This window comes from Agrobacterium sp. M50-1 (assembly GCF_049843495.1).
Lineage (GTDB): Bacteria > Pseudomonadota > Alphaproteobacteria > Rhizobiales > Rhizobiaceae > Agrobacterium > Agrobacterium radiobacter.
Genome location: NZ_JBBHZH010000003.1, coordinates 257,354 through 274,775 on the forward strand (window position 1 = coordinate 257,354; position 17,422 = coordinate 274,775).

Consider the following 17,422-nt stretch of genomic DNA (forward strand, 5'->3'; position numbering starts at 1 on the left):
ATTAGGGCTTTGTTAACCATAAAATTATACCTCTCGTTAATCCAAAGATTTGGCGGGGGTTACATGTCTATTTCACGTCGTGGTGTTCTGTTCGGATTGCCGCTGTTTCTGGCCGGCTGCGCGAATACCGGCATCGGCCAGCAGAGGCTGAATTATGCGGCAAAGCCGGAGGAGAAGTTCCCGCTTCCCGCCATGCATCTCGATAAGGTCAAGCCGGAGCTTCGCCGGCAGGAAGTCACCTATGACACCCATCACCCGGCCGGAACGGTTGTGGTGGATACGCCGGCCCGGCGGCTCTATTACGTTCTGGGCGATGGTCGCGCCATGCGTTACGGCGTCGGCGTCGGCCGGCAGGGCCTTGCACTGAAGGGCGATGCCTATATCGGCCGCAAGGCGGAATGGCCGTCCTGGACGCCGACCGCCAATATGATGCGCCGTGATCCGCGCAATCTGAAATTCGCCGCCGGCATGCCCGGTGGCCCCAGCAATCCGCTCGGTGCACGCGCGCTCTACCTCTATCGCGGCGGCAACGACACCATGTTCCGCCTGCATGGCACCAACCAGCCGCAATCCATCGGCCACGCCATGTCGAGCGGCTGCATCCGCATGCTGAACCACGACATCATCGATCTCTATAGCCGCGTGCCGGTGGGTTCGAAGGTCGTCGTCTTGCAGGCGTGACGTAAAGGCGGATTTTTCCACCTTTTCCACGCAAGAAAATGCCTGTACCCTTGGGTTGATTTTTCCGGCGGAAGGCCAATTTTATGCTGGAAAATCAACCATGTGTAGAATGGCTCCCTTTGGGTATTTAAGGGAGTTCTGCTATATCGGAAACGTGATTTCCGGTGTTCGAGACGTGTATCCATAAAGGCTTAAATGCGCTGTATCGAGCGCGGCACCACTTCAACGGGGACACATGAACATGGCAACTTTCGACTCTCTCTCTCGCTATCGCCCGCAGGCGCTCGGGGCGCTGCGCATCATGACGGCGCTGCTTTTCATTTCGCATGGAACGCAAAAGCTGTTCGGTTTTCCGGCATCGCAGATGGATGGCTCCCTGCCGACGATGCTGCTGGTGGCGGCGCTTCTGGAACTCGTCGGCGGCATTCTCGTGCTGATCGGCCTGTTCACACGCCCGGTCGCCTTCATCCTGTCCGGCCAGATGGCGGTCGCCTATTTCATGGCGCATGCGCCGAGCAACTTCTTCCCGGCCCTGAACGGTGGTGACGCCGCCATCCTGTTCTGCTTCATCTTCCTCTATCTGTTTGTTGCCGGTCCGGGCGCTTTCTCGGTGGATGAGCGCCGGGCCTGATCTGCCCGACCTGTCATCGATCTCTTTTACTGACGCTCCGCATGGTCACGCCATGCGGAGCTTCTTTTTTTGAAAAGGATTGAAACTTCGGCCGCGGCCGAAGCATAGATGCTTGTTTTCAGGTTAAGAACGCGCAATCCTGAACGCAGTTGGAAAATCGATCCGTGACCTCCCAGAACCCCATTGCCCGCGAATTGCTGTTTCTCGCCCTGCTGTCCACGCTGTGGGCCGCATCCTACACTTTCATCAAGATCGGGGTGGAGACGATGCCGCCGATCACCTTCATCGCATCGCGCACGCTGATTGCCGGTCTGCTGCTCTACGTGGTGATCCGGCTGCGTGGGCTGCGCCTGCCCACGGATTTTGCGACGTGGCGGCTGTTCTTCATTCAGGCCTGCATTAACAGCGTTCTGCCCTTCACGCTGATTGCCTGGGCGGAGCAGAGTATCGATGCCGGTCTCGCCGTCATTCTCAATGCGACGACGCCGATCTTCACCTTTCTTCTCACGGCGCTCGTCATCCGGCATGAGCCGGTCAGCGGGCGCAAGCTGTTTGGCACCATCGCCGGCATGACGGGTGTGTGCCTCATCATCGGCGTAGAGGCCTTAAGCGGTGCGGGGGAGGCGATATGGAGCCAGCTCGCCGTGCTGACGGCCGCTTTTTCCTATGCCTGCGCGGCCATTTTCAGTAAAAATTTCAAAGGGCTTGATCCGATCATGCCAGCCGCCGGCTCGCTCATCTGCGGTGCTGTCCTGCTGTTGCCCGTGAGCCTGATTGTCGACCGGCCCTGGACATTGTCGCCTTCGGCGGCGTCACTGACCGCGCTGGTGTGCCTTAGCGTCTTTTCGACTGCGCTCGCCTTCATGATCTATTTCCGGCTGATGCAGACGCTCGGTTCGGTCGGCACCACCTCGCAGGCCTATCTCAGGGTGCCTGTCGGCGTCGCCATCGGCATGGCGTTTCTGGGGGAAATGCCGACGCCTGCCATGTGGGTGGGTCTTGTCTGCGTCATTGCCGGTGTGCTGGCCATGACCCTGCCGTCAAGGCGTCGTCCGGTCGCGCAGGGCGGGTGAGGGCAAAGAAAAGCCCCGCTGGCCGGCTGTGGCTGCGGGGCTTGATTATTGGCGAGTGCGTGCCGCTTGTTTCTTCTCCCCGCCGGGGAGAAGGTCGCGGCAGCGGGATGAGGGGGCAAGGGTGGTGAGATACGGCAACGTTACCCCCTCATCCGACCCTTCGGTCCACCTTCTCCCCGCCAGGGAGAAGGACGCCCGGCAATGCCGCGCGTCCTCAATCCACTCCGTGCAACTTAGCGGTTGCGGCCGCGATGGCCGTTGCCGGAAGCGCGCTTTTCCTGGCCGTTGCCGCCGGCAGGGGCGTGGCGGTTGGCGCCGCTGCCGCCGGGCTTGCGGGCCGGGCGGCGTTGTTTGCGCGGGCCGGCCGGGCGGCCTGCATCGCCTTCCGCCGTCTTGACGCGCTTGAAGTCGGAGGTGACTTCCAGATCGTTGTCGGCATCGCGCGGTGCATGGTGGCGGGACGGGCGGGACTCGCCATTGTGACGTCCGCCTTCACGCGGGCCGCGCTGCTGGCCACCATTGTTGTTGCGGCCGCCGCGGTTGTTGTTGGGGCGCGTCGGGCTGGCGAGACCGGCCGGACGTTCGCCTGAGGCGACCGGAATATCGATCTTCATCAGCTTTTCGATGTCATGCAGCAGACGGGTTTCGTCCGGTGCGCAAAATGCGATGGCGATGCCGTCGCGGCCGGCGCGGGCGGTACGGCCGATGCGGTGGACATAGGCGTCAGGCACTTCCGGCAGGTCATAGTTGAAGACATGCGTTACGGCCGGAATGTCGATGCCGCGGGCAGCGACGTCGGTTGCGACCAGTACCTTGATCTCACCATCCTTGAAGCCCTTCAGTGCCCGCTCGCGCTGGCCCTGGCTCTTGTTGCCGTGGATGGAGGCGACCTTGAAGCCGATATGTTCGAGATGCTTGTAGAGCTTCTCGGCGCCGTGCTTGGTGCGCAGGAACACGATGGCGCGGCCATCAGGGTTCTCGTTGAGCGACTTCTTCAGGAGATCGGTCTTGTCGTTCTTGCCGGCCACGAAATGCACGTACTGCTCGACCTTGTCGGCAGCCTTGCCCGGAGGCGTCACTTCGACCTTGACCGGATCGGTCAGGTAGTTATGCGACAGATCGGCGATCGCCTTCGGCATGGTGGCCGAGAACAGAAGCGTCTGGCGCTTGGCCGGGACCATCTTGGAAATCTTGCGCAGGTCGTGGATGAAGCCGAGATCGAGCATCTGGTCCGCTTCATCAAGCACCAGATAGGTGACCTTGGAGAGCGAGATGGCGTTGCGGGCGATGAGATCAAGCAGGCGGCCGGGGGTCGCCACCAGAATATCCGTGCCCTTTTCGAGCTGGAGCTGCTGCTTGTTGATCGATGCGCCGCCAACCACCTGGTTGATGCGCAGCGGCGTCTTCTTCACGAAGGAGCGCAGGTTTTCACCGATCTGGTTCACCAGCTCGCGCGTCGGGGCGAGGATGAGCGTGCGGCAGGTGCGGTTTGCCGGGCGGTCCGCCTGCTTCATCAGCATTTCGATGATGGGCAGGCCGAAAGCGGCGGTCTTGCCGGTGCCGGTCTGTGCGAGGCCGATCAGGTCGCGGCCTTCGAGCAGCAGCGGAATGGCCTTTGCCTGAATGGGCGTAGGGGTCGTATAGCCAAGCTGGGTAACGCTGGCCACGATCTTTTCGGAGAGGCCGAGTTCGCTAAAACTGGTCAATATAATGCCTTTCGGGGCGCCAAAACAAACTCATCCGGAGCAGGGCTGCTGTCCGGTGGTCTCGGCGTCAAGAACCCCGCGTGAATTGGGAACTTGTGGGTTGGAATAACTTTCTGCGCATCAGTGCGGCACATGCCGTCTTCTGTATTCTCTGCGCTTTTCCTTCATGCGGGCCAGTTTCCTTATTCTAAGGAAGTTCTCCGGTCATACGCTGCAGCTCACGCGGCTGCCAAAGGTGAAAGCTTGAGGGGCATGTGGGCGTTTTGTGCGCCAAAGTCAAGCGATAGTTTTGTAACACGGCCGCAGGAGGGCGCATGGCAGCCATGCGTCGCAGTGGCCGGCGATTGCCGCGACGGCACAGGCGCAAGCGAAGAATTATGGTTAAAAAAGGGTAACGGCGCCCTTGGATACATAGCAAAGATCGATTTTCTCACATAACGTTTTTGCGACGGCGTCCGGAACTATTTGATTCGACAAGAATGGACTGCAGGGTGTGGAGTATCGATTGACCGAAGGCTGCGGGTTGCTGGAAAAGGCTTGCAGGGCTGTTGCCGCCCTGGACCTGCCCGCGTGCATCAAGGACAGCGAGCTACGCTATGTCGCGGTCAACGCCGCCTATGGCCGGGTCATGGGACGCCCGTCCGGGGCGTTCAAAGGATATACCAGCCTTTCTCTTTCCGCCGATATTCGCGATGCCGAGCGGGAGGACAGGGAGCGCCGCTCGCTGGTCTTCGCCACGGATGAGATGATCGCCTGCCATGGCGCGGCTTCGTCCGGGCCATACACGCTTCGTTGCGAACGTTTCACCGGTGATGACGGCAATCTGTTCCTGTTCGAAGTGTTCGAGGACATGCCGTCCGCCGTCGTGGAGGTTTTTCCGGACGCCGGCAGCGCTTCGGACCTGCTGTTTGGCAGCGGCGTGATCGATCTCGTTGATGCGGGTATCGTGATTTATGACCGCGAAAACCGGCTGGTCTACTGCAACGCCCGGTTCAGGGAGTTCTACGGCGCCCTCGGTGTCGAACTGAAGGCCGGCGTCCCGCTCGAGACGCTGATGAGGGCCATTTATTTTTCGAGCGGCTACCGCGAGGCGAAAGAAGACGATCCGGCGTTCGAAGGGTGGATGCAGGAGCAGTTGCGGGAGTTTTCCCTGCCCTATCTCGAAAGGGTGGAGCAGTTTGCCGATGGCCGCTGGGTGCGTATGGTCAACAAGCGGCTGGAAAACGGCATGCTTGTCGGGCTGCGGGTGGATGTCACCGAGTTCAAGGCGCATGAGACGCTTCTGAGCACGCAGATCCGCGAGACATGGCTTCTGCGCGCCGCACTGGAGCAATTGCCGGTCGGCGTGTTCCTGAGGGACCAGGACAGGCGGCTGACCTTTGCCAATGCGGCCTATGAGAAATATCTGGGCGGCAGCCTCGCCGACCATATCGGCAAGACCGAATGCGAGATTTTTCCGGAGGAAGGCCCGCAGTTCCAGCGGGAAAACGAGCATATTCTGCGAACCGGAGAGGCCGTTGAAAAGACGGGAAGCGTTCCGCTTTCCGATGGCAGGGTCGTTCCCGTCATCACAAGGCTCGGCCGGGTGGCGACGCCTGACGATGAATATTATCTGGTGGGCTCGGTCACCGACGCCAGCCTGTTGCAGGACCGGGAAAAGGCGCTGATTGCGGCGCAGGCCGAGGCTGAGGCGCTGCACCGCCAGCTCGAAGCGGTTCTCCATGCCCTGCCGGTGGGCGTGCTGCTGCTCAGCGCCGATCTTGTCATCGAATATGTCAATCCGTTCTTCTACGAGGTCTGGGGCGAGATCGGCGGCGAGAAGTCGCTTGTCGGCAAAAGTTATCGCGAATTCATGGAGATGAATTTCGACAGCGGCCTTTATGACTATGGCGACAGACCTTTCGATGAGGTCTATGGCGAGCGGGTGCAGCGGCTTCTGCAGGAGGAGGTCTTTGCGCCGCGCGAGGTGCGCAGCAAAAGCGGCAAGGTCACCGTCATTTCGAAAACCCGGCTAGAAGGCGGGAAAATCCTCAGCACCTATGCCGATGTCACCGATGTGCGCATGCGCGATGTCGAGATCAGCAAGGCGAAGGCCGAACTGGAGCGGGTCGGCGAATATATGCAGGGCTCCACACGCGCCATGGCGCAGGGGCTGGTGCTGGTCGAGCAGGGCACGATCATCATGTCCAACGAGGCGATGGCGCGCATGTTCGACGTGCCGCCGCATCTCCTGGAAAAGGGCTGCAACTGGTCGGGTTTCTTTGCCCATTGCGCCGGGCGCGGGGATTTCGGCACGGCTGACGAAGCGGCCGGGACGCTTGCCGCCTGGAGGGAGAATATCGCCGCCAACCGGCCGTTTTCCTGGCTCATCCATGTCGCCGGCAAAAGCTGGCTCAATCTGGAAGCCACCAACAGTTCCGGCAATTACTGGCTCATCATCGTTACCGATGTGACCGAGATGAAGCTGCGTGAAGAGGAATTACAGCGGCTGCTGTCACGCGCGGAAGCGGCCGATCGGGCCAAATCGGAATTCCTGGCCAATATGAGCCATGAAATCCGCACGCCGATGAATGGCGTTCTCGGCATGGCGGAGCTTCTGGCCAAGTCCAATCTCGATACGCGGCAGAAGACATTTACCGACATCATCGTCAAGTCAGGCAATGCGCTTCTGACGATCATCAATGATATTCTCGATTTCTCGAAGATCGAGGCCGGGCAGATGAAGCTGCGCAGCGTGCCTTTCGATCCGGCGGAGGCGGTCGAGGATGTGGTGTCGCTGCTGTCCTCGGCGGCGCTGGAAAAGGACATCGAGCTGATCGTCCGGATCGATGCTTCGGTTTTCGGCAAGGTCATCGGCGATGCCGGACGCTTTCGGCAGATCGTGACCAATATCGTTGGAAACGCCGTCAAGTTTACGGAAACGGGGCATGTGCTGGTCGAGCTTTCGGCGCGGTCGGCGGAAGCGTCCGAGGCCATTCTGTCGCTGCGCGTCGAAGACAGCGGCATCGGCATTCCGGCAGACAAGCTCGAAACCATCTTTGACAAGTTCAGCCAGGTCGATGGCTCCGCGACGCGTCGGCACGAAGGAACGGGACTGGGGCTGGCGATCACGGTCGGCCTCGTCGGTCTGTTCGATGGCGCGATCAATGTCGTCAGCGACGTCGGCAAGGGATCGGCCTTCGAGGTCAATATTCCGTTTCAGGTGACCGAGAGACAGCGCGACCTCCCGCTTCTTTCCGTGGCGATCGACGATATCCGTGTGCTCGTCATTGACGACAACGATGTCAATCGCCGTATATTAACGGAGCAGCTGAGAAGCTGGGGCGTAGACGGCCATGCGGTGGAAGACGGGCCTTCCGGCATCGCCGTGCTGCAGGAGGCGGCATCGCTCGGCTTTTCCCTCGACGCCATCATTCTCGATTATCATATGCCCGTCATGAACGGGCTGGATGTGGTGGAGCGCATCCGCGCGGATGCGCGCTTTGACGACATCGCCATTGTTTTCCTGACCTCCATGGATGTCGTCGGTGACGAGACGCTCTTTACCGATCTCAACGTGCAGGCGCATCTGATGAAGCCGGCGCGGGCGCGGCTCCTGCGCTCCACCCTGTTCGATGTGGTGCGGGATGTGCGGCTGAAGCGCGCGCGGCAGGCTCCGTCCCCGCGTGAGACAGGCCGCGGTGAGGGCGCCATCCGGCCGGAAAACGGCGCCGTCGAGAGGAAACAGCGGGCTGATATATCACCGGCGGTGCCGACGCGGCATCGGCCCAGCCTTGTCGATGTGCTGGTGGCCGAGGACAATGACGTCAACCAGATTGTTTTCACCCAGATATTGCAGCAGGCGGGTCTGCGCTTTCTGATCGTCGGTAATGGCAAGAAAGCCGTACAGGCGTGGCAGGAGAATAATCCCGCCATCATCCTGATGGATGTCTCGATGCCGGTCATGAACGGGCATCAGGCGACGCAGGCCATCCGCGCCGCCGAACGGATGGCCGCCGATGGCAGGCATGTGCCGATCATCGGCGTTACCGCCCATACGCAGGAGGCGGATCGAGAACTATGCCTGGAGGCGGGCATGGATGATTATCTGTCGAAGCCCATCAGCCCGGAAACGCTTGAAGACAAGATCGCGCAATGGTTGGGCGAAAACATGCCGCGCCGCGACGCGCCGGGCGTCTGAGTTTCCAACTGGAACATGGTTCTGCCTGGCGTCAGTCGGAGGGTTTGGTGCCGCAGAGCATCTCACGCTTTCCGGCAAATCCTTTCCGGCGTTCCAGCTCAAAACCGGCCGCGATGAGGTTGCGGCGAACGAAGCCGGCGGCGGCATAGGTGGCGAATGTGCCTCCCGGCGCCGTCTTAGCGAAAAGCGCCTGCATGATCTCCAGCGACCACATGTCCGGATTGCGCGCGGGTGCGAAGCCATCGAGAAACCAGGCGTCGAAACTTTCCGCGCTTGCGGAAATGCCGGCGAGCGCCTCGCCGCAAACCACCGTCAGCTGCGTTCCGTCATCCAGCTGGATTTCGACCCGGCCTTTCGGATCGGCAGGCCAGAGCGCGGTGAGCGCCTTGCGTTCGGCATCCACTTCCGGCCAGCGGGAAAGCGCCCGGTCGATTTCCTCCGCCTTCATCGGGTAGAGTTCGAAGGAGATGAAATGCAGCCTGGAGCGGCCGTTGCGGGCCTCTTTCCATTGGCGCCATGTCTCGCAGAGGTTAAGCCCGGTGCCGAAGCCGAGTTCGCCGATGCGGAAGACACCTTCCCGTTCGAGCCAACGCTCTGGCAGGCCGTTTCCGGAGAGGAACACATGGCCGCATTCCAACCTGCCGTCCGTCTGGCAATAAAAATGGTCGTCAAAGGCCAGTGAATAGGGCATATCCCCGTCACGCCAGTCGAGCGCGGTGTGGCTTTCTCCGGCCGGTGAACCGGTCGCAGCGCCGGTCTCTGGGCCAGTATCTGTGAAAGTGTCGTTGGAATGTTTCATGGCTAAAGCCGATAATCCCGGTTTCGAACAGGGTCAATCGCCAAGATTGCCGGCTTCCATGCCGCTCCTCATCATCGGCGGCGGCATTATGGGGCTGTGGGCCGCCGTCAAGGCGGAAAGGCTCGGCATCGAGACGTTGCTGGTGGAGGCGGATCGCCCCGGCGGCGGCGCCAGCGGCGGGCTGCTGGGCGCGTTGATGCCGCATATGCCGGATCGCTGGTCGGACAAGAAGCAGTTCCAGTTCGATGCCCTCGTTGCGCTGGAAAAGGAGATCGCCGGGCTGGCGGCGGAGACCGGGCTTTCCGCGGGCTACCGCCGCTCAGGCCGGATCATTCCGCTGCCGAAGCCGCATCTGCGCGCCATTGCCGAGCGACACGAACGGGATGCGCTGGAGAACTGGGTGTCGGGTGAGCGCCGGTTCCATTGGCATGTCGGCGACAGCCCTTCGGTCACTGGCTGGGTGGATGACGCGGCTGGTAAGGCGGGTTTCGTTTTCGATACGCTGGCGGCGCGGGTCTCGCCGCGTGCGATGATCGCCCTTCTTTCGGCTTTTCTTGACAGGGCGCGGCATGTGCGGCTGGCGCAGGGTTGCCGCGTCCTTTCGCTTGACGCGGATGCCGGGCGGGCGGTGCTGTCGTCAGGCGACGAGGTTGCTTTCGGCCATGTCATTGTTGCCAACGGGCATGATTCTTTTCCCTTGATCCGCGATGCTCTCGGTCTGGAGGCGGGCGTTACGCTCGGGCAGGCGGTGAAGGGGCAGGCCGCGCTTCTCGACGCGGCGGTCGACCCGGCGATGCCGGTCGTTTTTCTGAACGGACTTTATATCGTGCCGCATGAAGACGGCACCGTTGCGATCGGCAGTACCAGCGAAGATTGTTTTTCCGATCCCTTAAGTACCGATGAAAAGCTTGAAAAACTGCTTGCCGACGCGTCTGCCGTTGTTCCCTCGCTTGCCGGCGCGCCGGTGCTGGAACGCTGGGCCGGGCTGCGGCCGAAGGCGGTGGGGAGGGACCCGATGGTGGGCGCGATCCCCGGCCATCCGAGGATCGTTGCGCTGACCGGCGGCTTCAAGGTCAGCTTCGGTCTTGCACATTTTCTTGCCGATGCGGCGTTGCAGACCGTGTGTGGTCACACGCCTGTCATCCCCTCGGGCTTTCACCTTCAACAACACGTGAGTATTGCGGTTGCGGACTTTAGAAAGTTCTGATCAGGCCGCCACGTCGTTAATCTGTCACGCAAATCACTTATCTGCTGGCCTGCAAAGAGGCCGGTTTGTCCGCATTTGCGGCGAGGTGACAGCGCATGCGATACGCCATTCATTTCACGCCTTCCCCCAATGACCCCCTGACGCAGGCGGCCGCCGCGTGGTTGGGGCGCGATGTCTATTCCGGTCAGGCGGTGGAGCCGCCCGGCACGATCGACCTCGGCATGCAGGAGATTTCCTACCATACGGCCCTGCCGCGCCGGTATGGTTTCCATGGCACGATCAAGGCTCCCTTCCGCCTTGCCGAAGGCCATTCCGAAGCAGCGCTTTTGCGGGACCTGATGTATTTTTCCGGCAGGCAGGATCCTTTCATGTTGCCACAACTGGTGGTGGCAAGGCACGACAATGTCTTCAGTCTTGTTCCCGAGCGTCCCTGCGAAGTGCTGCATTTTTTTGCCGCCCGCGTGGTGCAGGAATTCGACCGTTACCGTGCGCCGCTTTCCGAGGCGGAAATCGAGCGGGCGGATCCCGACCGGCTTTCGGCCTCGCAGCTCACCAATCTGCATCGCTGGGGCAGCCCGCATGTGATGGACGAGTTCCGGTTCCAGATGTCGCTGACGGGCGGTGTGGAAGCCTCCAGCACCCAGAGGATCGAGCGGGCCGTGCGCAAGGTTTTCGAGCCGTTGCTGACCCGGTCCCTGCAGTTCTCCAGCCTTGCGCTTTTCATCGAGGATGAGCCGGGCGCGCCTTTCCGCGTCCATTCGCTTCACCCCATGGGCCGCGTTTCCGCCCGGAAGATTGCCTGAAGACCACGTCGCCGCAATCGTATACAAAAAAGCATCGGAATGTCGGCAAGATTGATCTCGACATTCCGGATGCGGATGCTACCGTTCGGATATCGCATATCTGAAGCGTGTGTTGTGCTCCCTCGGTGTCATCGCGCTTCAGAGGTCTGTTTTATGTCTCCCTGATCGGTTTCCGCTTTGGGAGAGATGGTCTGGGTGGCTGAATGATTTCCGAAAATTACTCCCGCAATCTGGTGGGCTACGGTCGCAATGTTCCCGATCCGAAATGGCCGGGCGGCGCGCGCATCGCCGTGCAGTTCGTCATCAATTACGAGGAGGGCGGCGAGAGCTGCATTCTCGACAATGACAAGGCGTCGGAATCGCTGCTGTCGGAAATCGTCGGTGCGCAGCCCTGGCCCGGCCAGCGCAACCTGAACATGGAATCGATTTACGAATATGGCTCGCGCGCCGGTTTCTGGCGGCTGTGGCGCATGTTCACCGGTCTCGGCGTTACCACCACCGTTTATGGCGTGACCGCCGCCATGGCCCGCAACCCCGAAGCTGTCGCGGCGATGAAGGAAGCGGGATGGGAAATCGCCAGCCACGGTTACCGTTGGCTGGAATACAAGGATTTTTCCGAAGAGGAGGAGCGCAAGCACATAGTCGAAGCCGTGCGTCTGCACACGGAGGTTACCGGCGAGCGTCCCTATGGCATGTATCAGGGCAAGCCTTCAGACAATACGCTGCGTCTTGTCATGGAAGAGGGCGGTTTCCTCTATTCGTCGGACTCCTATGCCGACGATCTGCCCTATTGGGTGAAGGGTGCGAAGGACGAGCCTTTCCTGATCATTCCCTATACGCTTGAAACCAACGATATGCGTTTCGCCACGCCGCAGGGGTTCAATTCCGGCGACCAGTTCTTCACCTATCTGAAGGATGCTTTCGACGTGCTTTATCAGGAAGGTGTCGAAGGCGCGCCGAAGATGATGAGCGTCGGTCTGCATTGCCGTCTTGTCGGCCGCCCCGGCCGCGCGGCGGCTCTTCGCCGTTTCATCGAATATGTGCTCGGCCACGAGAAAGTGTGGATCCCGCAGCGCATCGAGATCGCCCGTCACTGGCATGAACATCACAAGCCGGAGGCGCTCTGATGGTGACCCGTGAGGAATTTGTCGCCCGCTTCGGCGGCGTGTTCGAACATTCGCCCTTTATCGCAGAACGGGCCTATGATGCCGGCGGAGCCGGCCTGGAACTGACGGCGAAGGCGGTTCACGCCGCGCTTAGCGCGCAGTTTCGCGCCGCTTCCGAGGCGGAAAGGGTCGGCGTATTGCGGGCGCATCCCGATCTTGCCGGCAAGCTGGCGATCGCAGGCGAGTTGACAGCCGACAGCCGCAACGAACAGGCCGGTGCGGGGCTGGACCGTCTTACCCCGGAAGAACATGCCCGTTTTACCGAATTGAACAGCGCCTATACCGAAAAATTCGGCTTTCCCTTCATCATCGCGGTCAAGGGGCTGAACAGGCACGATATTCTCTCGGCGTTCGAGACACGTATCGGCAATGATGCGGCCGAAGAATTTGAGACTGCGACGGCGCAGGTGGAAAAGATCGCCTGGCTGCGTCTTTCCGCGATGCTGCCGGAAGGCTGAATTGGCGAGTTGGGGTCGTTCTGTTAGAATCGCGCTGACTGGAGATGGAGATCATGAGACCTTCCGAGGTGCTGGAAAAGAACAGGGAAGCAATCCGCGAAGCGACGAAGCGCTTCAACGCGGCGAACCCGCGCGTGTTCGGCTCCGTCGCCCGCGGTGAGGACCGGCCGGACAGCGATCTCGATATTCTGGTGGATGCATTGCCGGGGGCAACCTTGTTCGATCTGGGCGGCCTGTTGGAAGAGCTATCGGCCATCATGCGCGGCACGGAAATTCATCTATTGACGCCGGGGGATTTTCCCGAGCGCGTCGGTGTGAAGGTTCTACAGGAAGCGAAGCCTGTATGAGCGCCGAGCGACTGCATGTTTATCTTCAGGACATCAGACAGATTGCTTCGGAAACCATCGACTTCGTGCGATTGAAGACAAAGGACGAATTTCTGGCTGACCTGGTCCGTCAACGGGCGGTGGCGATGAACCTTCTGATTATCGGCGAAACGACGGTGCGGATAATGGACGAGTTTCCGGCTTTCGTGGCGGATTTTCCGGATATCCCGTGGGTCAAGATGCGCGGCATGCGGAACCGGATCGCGAACGGATATCTGAGCATCAATCTGGAAACCGTTTGGGATACGACACAGACGGCGATACCGGATCTTCTGGACAGACTCTTACTTCTGCAAAACTGGCATGCCCAAGGTGAATGACATTTGACCGATTTCCTCGACATAAAACCCCTCACCAAAGAGGCATTCGCATCCTTCGGCGATGTGATCGAAATCACGCCTTCCTCCATGCGGCACATCAATGGCGGCCAGACCGAACGGCATCATGCGCTTGCCGCACCCGAGGCTGCGGGCGAGGGCGCACGCATCATCCTCAACATCTTCCGGGGGCAGCCGCGGGTGTTCCCGCATAACATCGAGATGATGGAGCGGCATCCGCTCGGCAGCCAGAGTTTTTCGCCGCTGTCCAGCAGGCCTTTCCTCGTCGTCGTTGCGGAAGATGACGGAGGCCGTCCGGCGCAGCCGCAGGTATTTCTGGCGCGCGGGGACCAGGGTGTGAATTACCGCCGCAATGTCTGGCATTATCCGCTGATGCCGTTGCAGGCGGTCTCTGATTTTCTTGTTGCCGACCGCGAGGGACCGGGCGACAATCTGGAAGAGTATTTTTTCGATGAGCCCTATATGATCGCGGAGCCCAGCCCATGACCGGTCTGACCACCCATGTTCTCGACGCTGCCCATGGCACACCCGCCGAAGGGCTGGTGATCGAGCTTTACCGGCTCTCCGGTGATCGCCGCGAGAAGCTGAAGACGGTGAAGACCAATAACGACGGCCGTGTTGATGGCGGGCCGCTGCTTGCCGGCGACAGTTTCAAGGCCGGCGAATATGAACTGGTTTTCCATGCCGGCGATTATCTGCGCGGCAAGGGCGTTGTGCTGCCGGAACCGGCCTTTCTCGACATTGTCCCGATCCGTTTCGGCATTGCTGATGAGAGCGGCCATTACCATGTGCCGCTTTTGCTTTCGCCCTATAGCTATTCCACCTATCGAGGAAGCTGATCGCCATGATCTTTGCCGCCATTGCCGATATTCACGGAAACTGCGCCGCCCTCGAAGCCGTGCTGGAGGATATCGCCAGGCTCGGCATCAAGGATATCGTCAATCTCGGTGATTGTTTCAGCGGTCCGCTGGAAGCGGGATTTACCGGCGATGTGCTCGTTGGCAACTGGATACCCAGCATTCGCGGCAATCATGACCGCGAGCTGATCGAGCGCGCGCCGGAGGAGATGGGGAGTTGGGAAAGGCCAGCGCACGCGCAGCTGAGCGCAGCCCATCTGGACTGGCTGCAAACGCTGCCGTTCAGCATGGTGTTCAAGGATGTCGCCTATTGCTGCCACGGCTCACCGCGCGGCGATCTGGAATATTGGCTCGAGACGCTGTCGCCGGAAGGCGTTCTGAAACTGCGGCCGCTCGCCGAAATCGAAGCCATGGCTGAAGGCATCACCCAGCCGCTTATGTTGTGCGGCCACACGCATATTCCCCGTACCGTGCAGCTTTCCGATGGTCGGCTGATCGTCAATCCCGGCAGCGTCGGTTGCCCCGGCTGGAAAGACGACACGCCTTTCGATCATCACGTCGAGGTGGGTCACCCGCTCGCCACCTATGCCGTGCTGGAAGAGACCGGGCGCGGTTGGCAGGTCTATTTCCGGAATATCCGTTACGACAATCTGGCCATGTCCGAAATGGCGCGGGTCAACGGTATTCCCTATTTGGCCGATGCGCTGGAGAACGGCTGGCTGAAGCGCTAGGGATCACCCCTCGCTGGTCATCACCACGCAGGCATAGGATTGCGCCTTCAGTTCCTTGCACGCGGATACGGCCGAAGACTGGTCTTCGAAGCCGGTGAAGCGGGCGCGGTAGAGCGTCGCCGATCCGCTCTGCACGGCTTCGGTATAGGGAGCGATCCCGGCATAGCTGCCGATGTTGGAACGGGCATTGGCGAGCAGCGAGCGCGCGGCGGCTTCGCTGTCGGTTGCGGCAATCTGCACTTCCCAGCGGCTTCTCTGGCCTGTGGGCTGGCCAATGGCGGCGGCAGGGGCGGGTTTCGGAATGGCGGAGACCTGGATCATGTCGGCCATCTGGTTGTTGGCCGTGGCGATCTGCATGGCGACCGGATCGGAACGGCGTTCGGCAAACATGGGGAGCGGCACGGCTGCGGGCGGCACATCGAAGGTGCGGCTGACACTGGCGCTGGCGACGAGCTGCTCGGTGTTGCGGCTTCTCGATGCCTGCGGCACGGCCTTGTCGAGAAGGGCGGCCATCTGCGCATCGCGGCTGCGCGCGGTCTTGCCGCCCAGCACGACGCCGACGACGCGGCGGCCATTGTGATTGATGGCGCTGACGAGGTTGAAGCCTGATGCGTTGGTATAACCGGTCTTGATGCCGTCCATGCCCTGATAACGATACATCAGATTGTTGTGGCCGCGGATGCGTTTTCCCCGGAAACTGAAGGATTCCATGGCGAAGAGGCCGTATTCCCTGGGAAAGTCGCGCTGCAGTGCAAGGCCGAGTTTCGCCATGTCGCGCGCGGTCGTCACCTGCGATTTGCTGGGCAGGCCGGAGGCGTTGCGGAACACCGTCTTGGTCATGCCGAGCTGGCGGGCCTTGCGGGTCATCATTTCGGCGAACCGCGCCTCGGAGCCGCCAAGGTGATCGCCCATGCCTTCGGCCATGTCATTGGCGGATTTGACGATCATGCCGTAGACGGCTTCGCGCACGGTGAAGGTCTGGCCCTGCCGCACATAGAGCTTCGAGGGGATAACGGCTGCGCCATTCTTGGACATGGTTATCTTCTGGTCCCAGCGAAGCCGGCCGGCGTGCAGCGCCTCGAAGGTCAGGTAAAGCGTCATCATCTTGGTGAGCGAGGCGGGGTGATTGAGCACATCGGCATTGCGGGCGGCCAGCACCTTGCCGGTATTGGCATCCATGATGAAGTGGGCGTAACCGGCCTGCGCAGGCGATGCCTGCAATGAGAGGATCGCGCAAAAGAAGGTGAGTGCGAAGACCCATGCACCCGCCATTCCCCGTTTGACCGTTCCCGACATAATCCACCCCTTTTGTTCGATCGCCGCAATGAGCGAAGTTTTACTGACACTTTCCGGCAACAAAACCGCTAAAACTTTAGAGATCGCTTTCATGCTTAATTAAGTATGAAATTCAACCCGATGGCTGCCCTCACAATTTTCTTGAAAAGAAACCAACCATCCGGTATGTTTATTGCCATGACAAATGCACATGAACGCAAAAAGCAGCCTGAGATCGTGCGCCGCAATCTTCTCGATTGCGCGGCGAAACTTGCTGCTGACCAAGGTGTTGCGGCGCTTTCCGTGCAGGCGGTGGCGGATGCGGCGGGGGTGACGAAGGGTGGGCTGTTTCACCATTTCGCCTCCAAGCAGGCGTTGCTGGAAGCTGTTATGGCGGACCTTCTTTCGGCGCTGGATGCGGAAATCGACGTGCTCATCTCACAGGATCGTGAAGCCCATGGATGCTTCACCCGGGCCTATGTGAACGCGGTTTTTGCCGATCGCGACCGGGAATCGGGCAGGCAGTGGGCTGCGTTATCGGTATCGATGGTCGGTGAACCGTCGCTTCGGCGCATGTGGACCAGCTGGTACGAAGGACGTCTCATCCGTCACAAGGAAACGGATGAGGGGGTGATATTGGAGCTCGTGAGGCTTGCAGCTGACGGCATCTGGTTTGCCGATCTTCTGGCCGATGACGGCAGGGCAGGTGGCGACAGGGCGGCTCTCAAGGCCCGGATGATCGCCCAGACGAAGAAGGAAATGGAACGATGAACGCGGCAATCTTCACCTATGGGGCGCTCGTCGCGGCCATTGTCTGCGAGGTCATCGCCACCTCTTTCCTGCAGCAGTCGCAGCAATTCACCCGGTTGCTGCCGACAGTGCTAATGGCGCTGTTTTACGGTGCGGCCTTTTATCTCCTGTCATTCACGCTGCGGGCGATGCCGGTTGGTGTGGCGTATGCGATCTGGAGCGGGCTCGGCATCGTGCTGATTTCCGGCATCGGGTATTTTGTTTTCCGCCAGACGCTGGACCTCGCGGCTGTCATCGGCCTCGGTTTCATCGTGACCGGCGTGGTGATCGTGAATGTGTTTTCGAAGACGGTGGGGCATTGACGGCATTCCTCCACCCTCA

18 protein-coding genes are annotated in these 17,422 nt (G+C 60.6%); 15 read left to right on the plus strand and 3 right to left on the minus strand.

What is annotated here, in order from left to right; all coding sequences use genetic code 11:
- Positions 1-63 precede the first annotated feature (63 nt).
- The 3 genes from WDZ78_RS08830 (at position 64) to WDZ78_RS08840 (ending at position 2,385) form a co-directional block, all read left to right on the plus strand.
- Positions 64-681, plus strand: a complete 618-nt coding sequence (locus WDZ78_RS08830; RefSeq protein WP_026363891.1) for a L,D-transpeptidase — start codon at positions 64-66, stop codon at positions 679-681.
- 241 nt (positions 682-922) lie between these two features.
- On the plus strand, positions 923-1,312 hold the full coding sequence (locus WDZ78_RS08835; RefSeq protein ID WP_003520528.1) for a DoxX family protein: 390 nt from the start codon (positions 923-925) through the stop codon (positions 1,310-1,312).
- 164 nt (positions 1,313-1,476) lie between these two features.
- Positions 1,477-2,385, plus strand: coding sequence for a DMT family transporter (locus WDZ78_RS08840; protein WP_425672823.1), 909 nt, complete (start codon positions 1,477-1,479; stop codon positions 2,383-2,385).
- Between the two features lie 233 nt (positions 2,386-2,618).
- Here the strand turns inward: WDZ78_RS08840 and WDZ78_RS08845 are convergent, their stop codons facing one another.
- A complete protein-coding gene (locus WDZ78_RS08845; protein WP_080866364.1) occupies positions 2,619-4,091 on the minus strand; it encodes a DEAD/DEAH box helicase in 1,473 nt (490 codons plus the stop codon).
- 505 nt (positions 4,092-4,596) lie between these two features.
- Between WDZ78_RS08845 and WDZ78_RS08850 the strand changes: the two genes are divergently transcribed.
- Entirely contained in the window at positions 4,597-8,271 is a 3,675-nt protein-coding gene (locus WDZ78_RS08850) for a response regulator (RefSeq protein WP_425672824.1), read from the plus strand.
- Between the two features lie 31 nt (positions 8,272-8,302).
- Here WDZ78_RS08850 and mnmD read toward each other — a convergent pair whose 3' ends face one another.
- Complete coding sequence (gene mnmD, locus WDZ78_RS08855) at positions 8,303-9,070, minus strand: tRNA (5-methylaminomethyl-2-thiouridine)(34)-methyltransferase MnmD (RefSeq protein WP_425672825.1); 768 nt, start codon at positions 9,068-9,070, stop codon at positions 8,303-8,305.
- Between mnmD and WDZ78_RS08860 the strand changes: the two genes are divergently transcribed.
- From WDZ78_RS08860 to WDZ78_RS08900, 9 genes are all read left to right on the plus strand, one after another.
- A complete protein-coding gene (locus WDZ78_RS08860) occupies positions 9,069-10,277 on the plus strand; it encodes an NAD(P)/FAD-dependent oxidoreductase (protein WP_425672826.1) in 1,209 nt (402 codons plus the stop codon). The two genes, mnmD and WDZ78_RS08860, sit on opposite strands and share 2 nt — an antisense overlap.
- A 95-nt stretch (positions 10,278-10,372) precedes the next feature.
- Positions 10,373-11,080: a DUF1045 domain-containing protein gene (locus tag WDZ78_RS08865; RefSeq protein ID WP_020011455.1), complete on the plus strand. Its 708-nt coding sequence runs from the start codon at positions 10,373-10,375 to the stop codon at positions 11,078-11,080.
- Positions 11,081-11,283: 203 nt separating this feature from the next.
- Positions 11,284-12,207 (plus strand): allantoinase PuuE, encoded by a 924-nt coding sequence (puuE, locus tag WDZ78_RS08870; RefSeq protein WP_020011453.1) that lies wholly within the window; start codon positions 11,284-11,286, stop codon positions 12,205-12,207.
- Complete coding sequence (uraD, locus tag WDZ78_RS08875; RefSeq protein WP_425672827.1) at positions 12,207-12,704, plus strand: 2-oxo-4-hydroxy-4-carboxy-5-ureidoimidazoline decarboxylase; 498 nt, start codon at positions 12,207-12,209, stop codon at positions 12,702-12,704. The genes puuE and uraD overlap by 1 nt, the downstream gene beginning before the upstream one ends.
- A gap of 53 nt (positions 12,705-12,757) precedes the next feature.
- Positions 12,758-13,051, plus strand: coding sequence for a nucleotidyltransferase family protein (locus WDZ78_RS08880; protein WP_425672828.1), 294 nt, complete (start codon positions 12,758-12,760; stop codon positions 13,049-13,051).
- Entirely contained in the window at positions 13,048-13,410 is a 363-nt protein-coding gene (locus tag WDZ78_RS08885; protein ID WP_425672829.1) for a DUF86 domain-containing protein, read from the plus strand. Before WDZ78_RS08880 ends, WDZ78_RS08885 begins: the two co-directional genes overlap by 4 nt.
- Positions 13,411-13,413: 3 nt before the next feature.
- A complete protein-coding gene (locus WDZ78_RS08890; RefSeq protein WP_425672830.1) occupies positions 13,414-13,914 on the plus strand; it encodes an ureidoglycolate lyase in 501 nt (166 codons plus the stop codon).
- Positions 13,911-14,267 carry a hydroxyisourate hydrolase gene (gene uraH / locus WDZ78_RS08895; protein ID WP_020011448.1) on the plus strand — a complete coding sequence of 119 codons (357 nt, stop codon included), beginning with the start codon at positions 13,911-13,913 and terminating at the stop codon, positions 14,265-14,267. The genes WDZ78_RS08890 and uraH overlap by 4 nt, the downstream gene beginning before the upstream one ends.
- A 5-nt stretch (positions 14,268-14,272) precedes the next feature.
- On the plus strand, positions 14,273-15,016 hold the full coding sequence (locus WDZ78_RS08900; protein ID WP_020011447.1) for a metallophosphoesterase family protein: 744 nt from the start codon (positions 14,273-14,275) through the stop codon (positions 15,014-15,016).
- A 3-nt stretch (positions 15,017-15,019) separates the two neighbouring features.
- Here WDZ78_RS08900 and WDZ78_RS08905 read toward each other — a convergent pair whose 3' ends face one another.
- On the minus strand, positions 15,020-16,288 hold the full coding sequence (locus tag WDZ78_RS08905) for a serine hydrolase (RefSeq protein ID WP_425672966.1): 1,269 nt from the start codon (positions 16,286-16,288) through the stop codon (positions 15,020-15,022).
- Between the two features lie 189 nt (positions 16,289-16,477).
- On the opposite strand from WDZ78_RS08905, the gene WDZ78_RS08910 reads away from it, so the two are divergent.
- Both WDZ78_RS08910 and WDZ78_RS08915 read left to right on the plus strand, forming a co-directional pair.
- Entirely contained in the window at positions 16,478-17,062 is a 585-nt protein-coding gene (locus WDZ78_RS08910; RefSeq protein ID WP_425672831.1) for a TetR/AcrR family transcriptional regulator, read from the plus strand.
- Positions 17,063-17,070: 8 nt separating this feature from the next.
- On the plus strand, positions 17,071-17,403 hold the full coding sequence (locus tag WDZ78_RS08915) for a DMT family transporter (protein ID WP_371258472.1): 333 nt from the start codon (positions 17,071-17,073) through the stop codon (positions 17,401-17,403).
- Positions 17,404-17,422 lie beyond the last annotated feature (19 nt).